This is a genomic window from Actinospineispora spinosispora DSM 44797, from assembly GCF_000429025.1.
GTDB classification, from domain to species: Bacteria; Actinomycetota; Actinomycetes; order Mycobacteriales; family Pseudonocardiaceae; genus Pseudonocardia; species Pseudonocardia spinosispora.
In genome coordinates this window covers 730,594-743,492 of the sequence record NZ_KE386834.1, presented here as the reverse complement: position 1 = coordinate 743,492, position 12,899 = coordinate 730,594, and the positions used below count along the sequence as shown (strand labels likewise).

Below are 12,899 nucleotides of genomic sequence, written 5' to 3'. Positions count from 1 at the left end.
CGCTACTCGCGCTGCCTGTGAATCTTGTGAGAGCGCCTCAGAGCTGAACTCCCCTGGCGAGCGCACCGTCGACCAGCAGGTGGGACCCGGTCATGAACCGCACGGCCGGGCTGGCGACGAAGACCACCGCCTTGGCGACCTCCTCCGGCGTGGCCATCCGGCCAGTCGGGTTGAGGCCGAGCTGCGTCGTGTACAGCTCCGTGTTGTTCTGCTCGGTCTGCTGCCAGATGCCGCCGTCGAAGTAGGTGTTGCCCGGCGACACGGTGTTGGCCCGGATGCCCTTGTCGGCGAGCTGGTACGCGACGCCCTGGGTGTAGTGGATCAGCGCCGCCTTGAGCGAGCCGTACGGGCCGGCGGTGAAGTCGATCTCGCGGCCGGACACGCTGGCCACGGTGACGATCGACCCCGCCTCGCTGCGTTCCAGGTGCGGTTTGGCGGCCTCGACGAGCCGCACCGCGTGCATGAGGTCGACCTCGAACGTGGTGTGCCAGTTCTCCTCGTTCTCCTGGATCGCCAGCGCGCTGACGTTCGCCACCACGATGTCCAGGCCGCCCAGCTCGGTGGCGGCGTCGTCCACCCACGCCTTGAGCGCGGCGGCGTCCGCCACGTCGACGGCCCTGCCGATCGCGCGCACGCCGGTCTCGTTCAGCGACCGCACCGTCGCGTCGACGTCCTCGGCGTTGCGCGAGCACACCGCGACCTCGGCGCCCTCGGCCGCGAACACCTCGGCGACACTGCGCCCGATGCCCTTGGTGCTGCCGGTGACCAGTGCGCGAAGGCCCTTCAGACCCAGATCCATGTGGTCATGTCTCCTATCTACAGTGTCGCGGCCTGCTCGCGCAGGTAGGTGTGCATCCCGCCGAACGCGGTGACCGGCGGCAGCAACGACTTCGGCACCTTCGTGACGGCGCTGAAGTTGGTGTCGCACACGTTGGCCAGCGGGCACAGCGAAATCTGGGTGAGCAGCTGGTAGGCGTCGAGCTGGTCGATCCCGAGCAGCTCGGACAGCCAACGGACCATCTCGACCTGGCTGGCCCGCCAGGCGTCCTCCAGGGGTCGGGCCGACCCGACGACCATCAGCTCGGTGTCGGATTCGATGCGCGGCCACGCCGGCGTCTGCGCGCTACCCGCCTTGATCAGCTCGACGAGCAGCGTCGTGTTCATGGCGCCCTCGACGGCCGTCCCGCAGGACTCACCCTCGCCCTGACGGAAGTGCCCGTCGCCGATGGAGAACAGCGCGCCCTCGACGTTGACCGTGAGGAAGCACGTGACACCGGCTCGCATCTCCGGGGTGTCCATGTTGCCGCCGAACGTGTCCGGCACCAGCGCGGACCGCACCTCGCGCGCGGGTGGCGCGACGCCGACGGTGCCGTGCATCGGATCGATCGGCAGCTCCAGGTGGAACTCACCGTCACTGGCTTCGAACGCGACCGTGCCCCTGGCGCGGTCCAGCTGGTAGATCCAGGTGCGCTCGGGCAGCGGCGGCTGCAGGGTCGGGGTGCGGTCGGTGCCGGTCAGACCGCCGAACAGCGGGATCGTCGACGACGCGGCCCAGTCTCGCGCCGGTTCGATGTCGACGAAGTGCACCGCGAGGACGTCGCCCGGCTCGGCGCCGACGACGTGGAACGGCCCGGTCTGCGGGTTGACGTCGGGCATCTGCAGCGACGCGCTCGGCAGGTCCTCGGTGCTGCGCAGCTTTCCCGCGAACGCATCCTCGGTCCACAGTTTCAGCAAGGTGCCCGGCTTGACGGTGGCGACGGGAGGCGCCCCGCCGAACGTCCAGGCGTACTGGTCGGGAGAAGGCCGAAACTCAAGAACGTCCACGAGCACCCCTAAGAACGTCGATCCGACACCACCCTCCCGCACCCACCGACGCTCCGCATCTTGATCCGCTCGCACAGACCGCGCACACGCCGCACAGAGGCCGGAGCCTCTGTGCGGCGTACAGAACCTCTGTGTGAGCTAACCGCTCCTGAGGGCACGACGTAAGCGGGCGGCTACGGAGGACTGCTCGAACGTCGGCAAGTCCTGCCAGGTCCAGCGGATCACCTGGAGGGACTCTGCTCGAAGGGCGTCCTCGCGGAGCTTCTCCGCGAACAGGACATCGCCCGGGGCACTACCGGGGCGGACGAGTTCGCCGTACTTGATTCGGCCGTCGAACTCGCCGACGACCCGCCACCGGGGCCAGCCGAAGTCGACGCGACCGATCAACCGGCCTGAGGCGTCGCGCACCTCCCACTGCGGGACCGGCGCCGGAAAGCCGGCCCTCGCCAGTGCGACCCGGCTTCGCGACTCACCCACGCTCTCGGCTCTGCCGTCCGCGAACTCGACCACGCGGCGCGCTCGTGGAGCACCCGGCCAGCCTTTCGCTCCCAGCAACGCGGCCGACAGCTGCTCGACGGTCACCGACCCGCAAGCCAGAGCCGCATCGGCGAACACCACGCCGGATTCGAATGAGACCGTCCGTGCGAGGTCCACGACCGTGCGCGCGACTGAGGTCACCGGTACGTCGTCGATGGCGACGATGTCGCTCGGGGCCAGTGGCGCGCAGTACATGTGCACCACCCGGTCGTTACGACCACCGCTTCTCCGAGGCCGGGTGACCTGGACCCGCTCAGGCAGCCCCGGCCAGCACGGAAGGCCGTGCACGACAGCTGCCGAGGCATGGCTGAGGACCGCACCCGGCGCAAGCTGGTCAATCGTGGCAACCGCCAACATCCGGTGGCGCACAGCTTCCGGGGGTGAGGACCCGGCCACGTAACAACCTCGACGTACCAGTGCCAGCTGTCGGGATCGGTACATCCGCTGCAGCTCTCGATCGGTGAACCCCTCGGCGAGCAGTTCCGATCGGTACCTCAATGGCGCGCTCTGTTGCTCCATGGGCGCCACACTGCAGCCTCAGCGCACATTCCCCCAGCACTCGCCCACTCCCCCTGTGCACAACTCCCCACCTGTGCACAACTACTGCCTAGCGTCCGTCATGGGCTTGACAACAGCTCGCACAGAGCGAGTGCACGCCGCACAGAGGCTCCAGCCTCTGTGCGGCGTGTGGAAGGTCTGTGCGAGCTGACTACTTCTCGCCCTTCAGGAGCGGGAGCAGGCCCTGGAGCTCGTCGGCGATCGAGTTGGGGACGATGTAGCCGTCCTGGGCGCGGATCTGGTCGATGTTCGCGGCGATATCGTCGGCCGACACCGAGGCGCCCTTGCCGGCGAACCAGCCGGGGGCCAGACCGACGAAGACGCGCGCGTAGCGGCCACCGCCCGCGGAGAAGATCTCGTGGGTCTGCTCGCAGGACTCGCTGGCCAGGTAGGTCACCAGCGGGGTGACCAGCTCGGGCGAGACGCTGTCGGCGAGCGGGCCGAGCAGCTCCTCGGTCATGCGGGTGCGCGCGATCGGGCAGATCACGTTGCTCTTGATGTTCGCCTTCGCACCCTCGATGGCGATGACGTTCGACAGGCCGACGAGGCCCATCTTCGCGGCGCCGTAGTTGGTCTGGCCGAAGTTGCCGAACACACCGGCGTTCGACGCGGTGAAGACGAACCGGCCGTAGCCGTTCTCCTTCATGACCCGGAACGCCGGCTGGCTGACGTAGAACGCACCCTTGAGGTGCACGTCGAGGACCGCTTCCAGGTCCTTGTTCTCCAGCTTGGCAAACGTCTTGTCGCGCAGGATGCCGGCGTTGTTGATCACGATGTCGACCTTGCCGAAGCTGTCGACGGCGGTCTGCACGATCGCCGCGCCGCCCTCGGGGGTGGACACCGAGTCGTGCGAGGCCACCGCGGTACCGCCGTTGGCGACGATCTCGTCGACGACCTTCTGCGCGGCCGAGGCGTCGGCGCCGGTGCCGTCGGTCGCGCCACCCAGGTCGTTGACCACGACTGACGCGCCGCGTGCCGCGAGCTCCAGTGCGTAGGTCTTGCCCAGGCCGCCACCGGCACCGGTGACGATGGCTACTCGTTCGACGAAGGAAATATCAGTCATGCGAGCACCTTAACCGAGGTTCAAATCGCGGCCCGCCTGATGGCCCGGTAGAGCAGCGACTGGTCGCCCATCCGCCTGCGCAGCTCCCGTTCCAGACCCGCGATCGGATACAGGTTCTGCGGCGCCCGCGAGTCCTTGTACTCGGTCGAGGCGTAGCGGCACAGCATCGGCTGGCTGCGTCGCGCCAGTTCGATGACCTCGACGATCGGCAGCTCGGACGAGCATTCCACCCGCACCACGCCGGCCCACGGCGCGCCCGAGCCGCCGGGCAGCTTCAGGTACCAGGAGTAGCGGTGCCAGCTGGTGCCCAGCCCGAAGACCGGGGTGCGTTGGCCGGTTGTGAGCCTGCCCACGAGACCGTGCAGCGTGTCGGGCAGGTACGGCTTGCTGTGTGTCTTGACGTAGCCGAGCGCGCGCGGCAGGTGTGCCCTGCCGTGCAGCGGACCGTCCACCACCAGCACGTCGTCGTCGCCGACGGCGGGGTCGGCTCCCGCGCGGGCGGACGACGCCGCCGCGATCTCGACGGCGCGCAGCTCGAACTGCACCGCCTGGCTCAGGTCCTGCGCCGGCACGCCCGCCTCGGCCTTGGTGGCCGCGTGCACGTGGACGTACCGGCCGGCCGAGGTGTCCACGTCGGTCGCGCCCTCGGCACCGCTGAACAGGCCTCGCCGGACCTCCGCCGTCACCAGCCGAGCCTCCCCCGCGCGGCAGCGGACCACGCCCGCCGCGTACGACGCGCACAGCGCCAGCGCCGCCGCGGGGTCCGCGCTCACCTCGTTGTCGAGCACCCAGGCCATGGCGTCGATCCGCCGCACACCGTCGACGAACAGGACGCTCGAGAAGTCACCGGCGTTCGGGTCGGGGTCGATCGCCTCCCACCGCGCCTCGGGGACCTCGACGTCGGTCACCACCTGGGCGCTCGACCGCCCCCAGTCCCCCTGGTCCTCGGTGCTCGCGCCGTAGCCCGGATCCCAGCTCTCCACCCTCCACCGCACGTCAGGCCATCTCCTCTCGGACGATCGAGGACGTGCGCTGGTCACGGGACACGGCGAACCGCACCGGCACCCGCTCCGCGAGCGCGGGGACGTGGGTGATGACACCGACCATCCGGTCGCCGCGCGCCGCGAGGTTCTCCAGGGTGCCTGCGACGACCTCCAGGTTCGCCTCGTCGAGCGTGCCGAACCCCTCGTCGAGGAAGATCGAGTCGAGCCGTGCGGCGCCGGCGGAGGCGAGCGTGGCGAGCTGTTCGGACAACGCGAGCGCCAGCGCCAGGCTGGCCTGGAACGTCTCGCCGCCGGACAGTGTCTTGACCGGACGGCGCGAGTCGGCGTCGGCGTGGTCGACGACCAGGAACTCGCCCTCGTCGTGGGTCAGCTCGAACTGCCCGCCGGACAGCTCGTCCAGCACCCGCGACGCGTCGGTGACCAGCGCGTCCAGTGCGGACGCGACCAGCCACCTCGGGAAGGCGTCCGACCGCAGCAGCCCGGCGAGCATCCTGGCGACCTGACCGGCCTCCTGTGCCTGTGCCCGGCGTTCGCCCAGCTTGGCGGCCTCCGTGCGACGTTCCGCGATGCGTGCGCCGGCCGCCTTGGCCTTCTCCAGCCCTGCCGACGCCGCCGAGGCCGCGACCTGGGCTGCCGCACGGCCGGGCGGCAGCTCGATGTCGTGGGACCGCAGGTCCTCGACGAGGGCGCGCTCCGCGTCCCCGGCGCGCGCCCGGACCCGCTCGAGTACCCGGACGTTCTCCGCCAGCTGCTCGTCGCGCCCGGCGACGGCGGCACCGGCCCAGTCGACCAGCGCGCGCCACGCGGCGACCAGGTCGTCCCCGGTGCTCGCCGAGTCCTCCGGTGCAGGTGCCCCGAGGGCCACCACCGCGTCGCGGTGCGACCGCAGCTCCCGCCATCCTCGGGCGACGAGTGCGCCGACGGCCTCGGATGTGCGGGTGTCCTCGCCGAGCGCGACTCTGGCCGCCCTCAGCTCGACATCGGCCGCCCTGGCGTTGTCGGCGAGCTCGTCCAGCGCCGCGAGCTGCTCGGCGAGCTCGGCGTCCGACGGGTGCCCGGCGAGCGACTTCTCCAGCTCGGCGCGACGCCGGGTCGCGGTGGCGGCCCGGCCGAGGGCGTCCTGCTCCGCGCGGATCGCGGCCGTCTCCGATTCGCGCAGCTCCCGCGCCCGTCGTGCCGCGACAGCACACGCCTGCTCCGCTTCGCCGTACCGACGCTCGGCCTCGGTGAGCTGGGCCCGCAGGTCGCTCAGCTGGACGGCGCGGTCCGATGCGGCCGAGGCGGCCCAGTCGGTCAACCGCTGCCAGGACGAGGCGAGGTCGTCCTCGGCCTCGATCGGCGGCGCGCCGAGGACGACCAGCGGGTCGCGGGCGGCGCGCAGCCGGGCCACCGAGGACGCCGCGCGGCTCGCCACGTCGTCGACCTTCGTCTCGACCCGGTCGCGTTCGGTCCGCGCCGCGCTCGCTCGCCGCTCGGCTTCCGCGGCGGCGTCGGCCAGCGCATCCGCCGTGGCAAGCAGCTCGTCGACCTGTTCGAGGGTGTCCGGGCCGTCCGCGAGCCCGGAACGCAGCGAGTCGATCCGGGCGGTCAACGCATCCAGCTCGGCGGACGCGCGGTGCAGGGCGTCCGCGGCGCCGGTGTGGGCCTCCCGGGCCCGATCGCGCCGCTCGGTGGCTCGGGTGAGCGCCTCCTGGATCGCTGTCAGGTCCGTCTGCTCGACCGGGGCCGGCAGCGTCAGGACGCGCTGCTCGCACACCGGGCAGTCCTCGTGCAGGGCCAGCCTGGGACGCAACGCACCGACCAGGTCGGTGCGCGCGGCGTCCGCCAGTGCCGATTCGGCGACCGACCGCGCGTGCTCGGCCTCGGCCAGCGCGACCTCGGCCGCACTCGACTCCTCCCGCAACCGGCGGTGGCGCCGCTGCGACTCGTCGCGCTGCGTCGAGACGTCGAGCAGCGCGGCGTGGTCACGGCGGGCCTGGGTGAGCCGGAACCGGTCCGGCCCCGCTGCAAGGGCCTTACGTGCCTCGGTGTCGGCGGTCTCGGCTTCGGCGACCTCCGTGCGCACCTCGGCCTGCCGACGTGCGCCCGCCCTCCGGAGCCGGTCGAGCTCGACCACGTCGTCCGGCGTGCGCAACCCGGTCAGCCGCGTCCGCTCCTGCGCCAGCTGCTCGGACCGGGCACGCAGCTCGGTCACCGTCTGACCCGCCCGGTCCTGTTCGGCACGGGCGGTGTCCAGCGCGGTCGCCGCCTCGGCGGCCGCCGAGGCGGCTGAGGCGGTGCGACCCGCGGCCTCGTCCCGCTCGGCGTCCAGACGGGGCAGCAGGGCCCCGATCTCGGCCAGCTCGGCGTGATCGCGGCGCAGCTGCCGCAACGGCTCCCGATCCGGCGCTTCGGACATCCGGCGCCTGGCCTCGTCGTCGGCCTTCTCCGCACCAGCGAGCCGGGCGCGCGCCGAGGACACCGCGCGGTGCGCATCGCCGGCCCGCGTGGCCAGCTCGGTCAGCCCGTCCGGCGTTCGCAGACCTGCCAGCAGCGCGCGTTCCTCACCGAGCCGCGTCGCCGACCGTTCGGCATCGCGCAGTTCGGCATCGCACGCGGCGAGCACCGGAACAGCGGCCGAGACCCGGTCGACCAGCTCGGTCAGCGCCACCTCACGTTCGGCGGCCGCCGCCGCGGCCTCTTCGGAGGCGTCGGCGTACTCGGCCAACTGCTCGGCGAGCACCTCGGCCCGCTGGTTCGCCGCCTTCGCCTCCCCCGCGGCCTCGCGGGCCATCACCTCGTACATGCCGAGGCCGAGGATCCGGGTCAGCATCTTCTGCCGATCGGCCGGTTTGGCGTGCAGGAACTGCGCGAAGTCGCCCTGCGGCAGGACCACGCAGATGCAGAACTGCTCGAACGGCAGCCCCAGCAGCTGTTCGACCGCCTTCGTCACCGGGATCGAGTCGGCCGCGACCACGTGGGTGTCGTCCTCGACGTCACCGAGCGCGGTGGGATCGGAGAGGTGCTCCAGGCTGGCGTTGCGCACGGTCACCGACCCGTTCGCTGCCCTGCGCAGCTCGCGCGCCACGACGTAGCGCTCCTCGCCGATGTCGAACAGCAGCCGTACGGTGCCCCGGTTCGCGGTGGGCGAGAGCGCCAGCGACACGGTCCGCCGGTCGTCCCAGCGGGGAACCGAGCCGTACAGCGCGAACGTCATCGCGTCGATCACCGTCGACTTACCGGACCCGGTCGGCCCGACGAACGCGAAGTACTCGGCGCCGGTGAAGTCGACCTCGGTGGGCTCACGGAACGCGGCGAACCCGTCCATCCGCAGTGTCACGGGGCGCATCAGTCGCCCACCTTGTCGTGCAGCCGGGCGAACAGCGCCTCGACCCTCGGGTCGGCGACCGATCGCGTCTGGAGGAAGTCGGAGAACAGCTCGCCCGGGCTGCGCTCGACGCCCGGTCCGCTCGCCGGGCGCGACCCGGTCACCTGCGCGGCGAACTCCGGGTCGATCCGCACCTCCAGCGCGTTGGGCAGCAGGTCGAGCACCTCGTCGCGCAACCCGGCCCTGGCCGGTTCGCAGACCCAGACCCGCAGGAAGTCGTCGCCGACGGTGCCCGCGAGCATGACCAGCTCGGCGACGGTGCCGCGCAGCGTCCGCAGCCGGCGGCCCGCCGTGACCGGGATGTCGGTGACCTTCGCGGGCAGCCCAGGGGTCGCCTCGACGAGGCACACGACGCTCGTGTTGTCCTGCTCGCCGAAGTCGATCGCCATCGGAGCGCCGCAGTAGTGCACCGGGCACGGCGCGGGCAGCTTCTGCCTGCGGTGTAGGTGGCCGAGGGCGACGTAGTGCGCCTCGGGCGGGAAGATCGTGGCCGGCACGTGGTACTCGAAGATCGACTGTGCCATGCGCTCGCCGCCACCGAACGCCCCGCCGGTGACCGTCAGGTGCGCCATCACCAGGTTGACCGAGTCGTCGGAGAACTCGGCGGTCAGCGCGCCGAGCGCATCGCGCACGAGCTGGTCGTACCCGGCGGTGTTCTGCGCCGGGGTCTGCGTCATCAGCTCGGCGGCCTTCACCGCGTAGCGCTGGGACAGGAACGGCAGCACGGCGACCGTCACCGGCTCACCGGTCGAGCGGGCCTCGAACTTGACCACGCCGCCGCTCTCGGCGGGACGAACCGAGCCGAGCAGCGTGATGCCGGCGGCGTTCGCCAAGGTGCGGTAGGCGTCCAGGGTCGCCGCGTGGTCGTGGTTGCCGGCGATCGCGATGACCTCGGCACCGGTCTTCGCCAGCGCCATCAGCGCGTCGATGACGAGCCGCTGGGCGCCCGCGCTCGGCGCCGCGCTGTCGTACAGATCGCCAGCGATCAGCACCGCGTCCGGCTGCTCCGACCTGGCGATCCCTACGATCTCGCGCAGCACCTCACGCTGCTCGTCCAGCCGCGAACGACCCTTGAGCGTCTTGCCGACATGCCAGTCGGAGGTGTGCAGGAAACGCATAGTGCAGCAACCGTAAGCGCTCCCCCCGACAGTCCTGACGCGACCCGCTCAACCCTGGATTCGGGTCGCCAGCGTCGCCTGGCCGGGGCCGGTCAGCTCGTGCACCACACCTCGTCGGCCCGCCATGGCCATGAGCAGCGCCTCCGCGGGCCCTTCCACGACCGGGCCACGGCCGGACGCCCAGTCCAGGTCGGTGGCGACCAGGCGCAGTCCCCTGGTCCGCCAGAACGCGCGGATCGGCGGCGCGAACCTGGCGAAGTCCAGCGCCGGGAGCAGCCGTCGCTCCGGGACCTCACGCGGCGCTCCGAGCGGGCGGCGGATGTCCTGGTGATGGATGAGACAGTCGAGCAGCGCGATCCGGGCGCCGAAGGCGGACGGCAGACCTCGTGGCTCCAGCCGCTGCTCCATCGCGGCGATCAGCTCGTCCGGCGGTGTGTCCCGCGCCAGCTCGACACCGATGTCGTTGGCCTTGTCCAGGCTCAGCCGCCCCTTGCCGAGCCGCGTGAAGCCCCCGCTGATCCCGATGTCGTCGTAGCTGATCACGTGGGCGACGATCTCGCGCACCGTCCACAGGCCGCACAGCGTGGACGCGTTCCACTGCTCGGGGGTCAGGGTGGTCAGGAACTCGACGAGATCGGCCCGCTCGTCGCGGGCCAGCTGGGCAACGGTCATGACAACGTTCCTCACGGCGGTGGAAGATGCGACCATGCGCACGCACAGAACTCGTTCCGCGCTGATCACCGTACTCACGGCGGCAAGGCCCGGTCAGTCGCAGGCGGAGATCCTCGACGAGCTCCGCCGGTGCGTGCTCGACGGAGACGTGCCGCCCGGAACCCCGATCCCGGTCGATGCGGTCGCCGAGGTCTTCGGGGTCAGCCGCATCCCGATCCGGGAGTCGCTCAAGACGCTCATCGGTGAGGGTCTCGTCGAGCACCGGCAGAACCTCGGCTACACCGTCGCCCGGCTGAGTCTCGGTGAGCTGCGCGAGCTGTACCTGGTCCGCGAGGTGCTGGAGGTGGCGGCGCTGACCGCGGCGGTCGCGGCCGCCGACGCGTCGCACGACGAGGAGGCCCGCGCCGCGCACCATGTCCTGCGCGAGGCGACGCTGGCCGGCGACTCGCGGGCCTATCACCGCGAGACCAAGCGGTTCCACTGGGCACTGGTCCAGCCGTGTGGCATGCACCGGCTGCTGGGCATGCTGGAGTCGGCGTGGAACGTGACCGAGCCGCTGCAGCTGATGACCCACGTCGGCGCGCGCGAGCGCCACGACCTGCACCACGACCACGACAAGCAGCTGGCCGCGTTCCTCGCCAGGGACACCACGAGCCTGCTGGCGTCCTGCCGCGAGCACTACCAGCGGCTGCGGGTCGTCCTCGAGGGCCTGCCCCAGCACACCGGTCTGCTCACCGACCCTGACTGAATCCCCGGCCGCCGACGATGTGGGATGAACATGTGGCTCAGCCCAGCGAATACGAACGCCCGTCCAGCGGGTCCAGGGCCGACCTCGCGGCCAGCCTCAAAAGAGACTTCGCCCAAGCTTGGACGGGCGGCAGCTCACCAGTCGACGAGCTCATCTGCGAACGTCGCGCGGAAGCGGCACGCGAAGACAGCGAATGACCAAGCAGCCCGCACAGACCGCGTTCACGCCGCACAGACGCCCCAGCCCCGTGCCTGGAACTCCTCGGGTTGATACCCCACCGGCCTCACTGGCCACGTCCGTACCGGCTCGCAGAGCGTCGTGTTGTGTCGCAGACGCTGCAGCGTCTGCGACACAACAGGAAGCTCTGCGAAGTCGAGCCGCGAACCTCGGGGTCTGACCTGGGGCGGAGAAGATATATGTTCGCTGTGACAAAGACGTAACAGAGCGCTCCTACGGTCTGTGCACGAGCTAGACACCGCACAGCCACGGGAGCGTCATGACCGCATCGACCACCGGATCGGCCGGCTCATCGACCGGCGCCGGGCACGAATCGCGCTACGACCCTCGGCTCGCCAACTCCGACCTGGAACCGTTGAAGCACCAGTCCTGGGGCAGCTACAACATCTTCGCGTTCTGGATGTCGGACGTGCACAGCGTCGGCGGCTACGTCACCGCGGGCAGCCTGTTCATGCTCGGGCTGAGCAGCTGGCAGGTGCTGGTGGCGCTGCTCGTCGGGATCGGCATCGTCAACGTGTTCTGCAACCTGGTCGCCAAGCCCAGCCAGGTCACCGGCGTGCCCTACCCGGTGATCTGCCGCAGCGCGTTCGGCGTGCTCGGCGCGAACGTGCCGGCGATCGTGCGCGGCCTGATCGCGGTGGCCTGGTACGGCATCCAGACCTACCTGGCCTCGGCGGCGCTGACCATCGTGCTGCTCAAGCTGTGGCCTGCGCTCATGCCGTACGCGCAGGCAGGCACGCACGGCTGGCTCGGGCTCTCGACGCTGGGCTGGGGCTGTTTCGCTCTGCTGTGGGTGTTGCAGGCGGCGGTGTTCTGGACCGGGATGGAGACGATCCGCAAGTTCATCGACTTCTGCGGACCTGCCGTCTACGTCGTGATGTTCGTGCTCGCCGGCTACCTCATCCACCGCGCGGGCTGGAGTGCGATCGACCTGAGCCTGGGCGAGGTCCGCTACACCGGCTGGGCCTCGGTGCCGGTCATGATGGGCGCGATCGCGCTGGTGGTGTCCTACTTCTCCGGCCCGATGCTGAACTTCGGCGACTTCTCCCGCTACGGCCGGTCCTTCGCGGCGGTCAAGCGCGGCAACTTCCTCGGCCTGCCGGTCAACTTCCTGGTGTTCTCGATCCTGGTCGTCGTCACGACGTCGTTGACCCTGCCGATCTTCGGTGAACTCATCACCGACCCGGTGGAGACGGTCGCCCGGATCGACAGCACGCTCGCCATCGTGCTGGGCGCGCTGACCTTCACGATCGCCACGATCGGCATCAACATCGTCGCCAACTTCATCTCCCCCGCGTTCGACTTCTCCAACGCGAACCCGCAGCGGATCAGCTGGCGCGCGGGCGGCATGATCGCGGCGGTCGGCTCGGTGCTGATCACACCGTGGAACCTGTACAACAGCCCCGAGGTCATCCACTACACGCTGGAGACCCTCGGTGCGTTCATCGGCCCGCTGTTCGGCGTACTCATCGCCGACTACTACCTCGTGCGCAAACAGAAGGTGGTGGTCGACGACCTGTTCACCATGTCCCCGACCGGGCGCTACTTCTACCGCAAGGGCTACCACCCTCAGGCGATCATCGCGACGGTCGTCGGCGCGGTGCTTGCGGTCATCCCGGTCCTGTGGAGCAATGGACCCGGCATGAAGACCGTCGTCCAGTACACCTGGTTCATCGGCATGCTGGTCGGTCTCGCGGTCTACTACGCCATCGCTCGACGGAGCGCGGTGGCCGCCACCGGCGACTCCGTACAGGAACCTGCCGGGAGGTAG

At 70.6% G+C, this 12,899-nt stretch carries 10 protein-coding genes; 2 read left to right on the top strand and 8 right to left on the bottom strand.

Annotation, left to right across the window (positions count from 1 at the left end):
- Positions 1 to 37: 37 nt before the first annotated feature.
- The 8 genes from G406_RS0132825 to G406_RS0132790 form a co-directional block, all read right to left on the bottom strand.
- Entirely contained in the window at positions 38 to 799 is a 762-nt protein-coding gene (locus G406_RS0132825; protein ID WP_028937079.1) for an SDR family NAD(P)-dependent oxidoreductase, read from the bottom strand.
- Positions 800 to 816: 17 nt separating this feature from the next.
- Positions 817 to 1,824 (bottom strand): acetamidase/formamidase family protein, encoded by a 1,008-nt coding sequence (locus G406_RS0132820; RefSeq protein ID WP_028937078.1) that lies wholly within the window; start codon positions 1,822 to 1,824, stop codon positions 817 to 819.
- 138 nt (positions 1,825 to 1,962) lie between these two features.
- Positions 1,963 to 2,880, bottom strand: coding sequence for a type IV toxin-antitoxin system AbiEi family antitoxin domain-containing protein (locus G406_RS57450; RefSeq protein WP_028937077.1), 918 nt, complete (start codon positions 2,878 to 2,880; stop codon positions 1,963 to 1,965).
- A gap of 190 nt (positions 2,881 to 3,070) precedes the next feature.
- Positions 3,071 to 3,982, bottom strand: coding sequence for an SDR family oxidoreductase (locus G406_RS0132810; RefSeq protein ID WP_028937076.1), 912 nt, complete (start codon positions 3,980 to 3,982; stop codon positions 3,071 to 3,073).
- A gap of 20 nt (positions 3,983 to 4,002) precedes the next feature.
- Entirely contained in the window at positions 4,003 to 4,977 is a 975-nt protein-coding gene (locus G406_RS0132805) for a hypothetical protein (protein WP_028937075.1), read from the bottom strand.
- 1 nt (position 4,978) lies between these two features.
- On the bottom strand, positions 4,979 to 8,314 hold the full coding sequence (locus G406_RS0132800; RefSeq protein ID WP_028937074.1) for an AAA family ATPase: 3,336 nt from the start codon (positions 8,312 to 8,314) through the stop codon (positions 4,979 to 4,981).
- Positions 8,314 to 9,471, bottom strand: a complete 1,158-nt coding sequence (locus tag G406_RS0132795) for an exonuclease SbcCD subunit D (RefSeq protein WP_028937073.1) — start codon at positions 9,469 to 9,471, stop codon at positions 8,314 to 8,316. Before G406_RS0132795 ends, G406_RS0132800 begins: the two co-directional genes overlap by 1 nt.
- Before the next feature lie 48 nt (positions 9,472 to 9,519).
- A complete protein-coding gene (locus G406_RS0132790) occupies positions 9,520 to 10,143 on the bottom strand; it encodes a maleylpyruvate isomerase family mycothiol-dependent enzyme (protein WP_028937072.1) in 624 nt (207 codons plus the stop codon).
- Positions 10,144 to 10,177: 34 nt separating this feature from the next.
- On the opposite strand from G406_RS0132790, the gene G406_RS0132785 reads away from it, so the two are divergent.
- Together G406_RS0132785 and G406_RS0132780 are read left to right on the top strand one after the other, a co-directional pair.
- A complete protein-coding gene (locus tag G406_RS0132785) occupies positions 10,178 to 10,891 on the top strand; it encodes a GntR family transcriptional regulator (RefSeq protein WP_028937071.1) in 714 nt (237 codons plus the stop codon).
- A 496-nt stretch (positions 10,892 to 11,387) separates the two neighbouring features.
- The gene (locus G406_RS0132780) at positions 11,388 to 12,899 is read left to right on the top strand and encodes an NCS1 family nucleobase:cation symporter-1 (protein ID WP_028937070.1); all 1,512 of its coding nucleotides are present in this window, start codon (positions 11,388 to 11,390) and stop codon (positions 12,897 to 12,899) included.

What these genes read in the sequence shown, in the direction of transcription:
- G406_RS0132825 (WP_028937079.1), bottom strand. Translation starts at nt 799, where the DNA reads ATGGATCTGGGTCTGAAGGGCCTTCGCGCACTGGTCACCGGCAGCACC.
- G406_RS0132810 (WP_028937076.1), bottom strand. Translation starts at nt 3,982, where the DNA reads ATGACTGATATTTCCTTCGTCGAACGAGTAGCCATCGTCACCGGTGCC.
- G406_RS0132780 (WP_028937070.1), top strand. Translation starts at nt 11,388, where the DNA reads ATGACCGCATCGACCACCGGATCGGCCGGCTCATCGACCGGCGCCGGG.
- G406_RS0132800 (WP_028937074.1), bottom strand. Translation starts at nt 8,314, where the DNA reads ATGCGCCCCGTGACACTGCGGATGGACGGGTTCGCCGCGTTCCGTGAG.
- G406_RS0132795 (WP_028937073.1), bottom strand. Translation starts at nt 9,471, where the DNA reads ATGCGTTTCCTGCACACCTCCGACTGGCATGTCGGCAAGACGCTCAAG.
- G406_RS57450 (WP_028937077.1), bottom strand. Translation starts at nt 2,880, where the DNA reads ATGGAGCAACAGAGCGCGCCATTGAGGTACCGATCGGAACTGCTCGCC.
- G406_RS0132790 (WP_028937072.1), bottom strand. Translation starts at nt 10,143, where the DNA reads ATGACCGTTGCCCAGCTGGCCCGCGACGAGCGGGCCGATCTCGTCGAG.
- G406_RS0132785 (WP_028937071.1), top strand. Translation starts at nt 10,178, where the DNA reads ATGCGCACGCACAGAACTCGTTCCGCGCTGATCACCGTACTCACGGCG.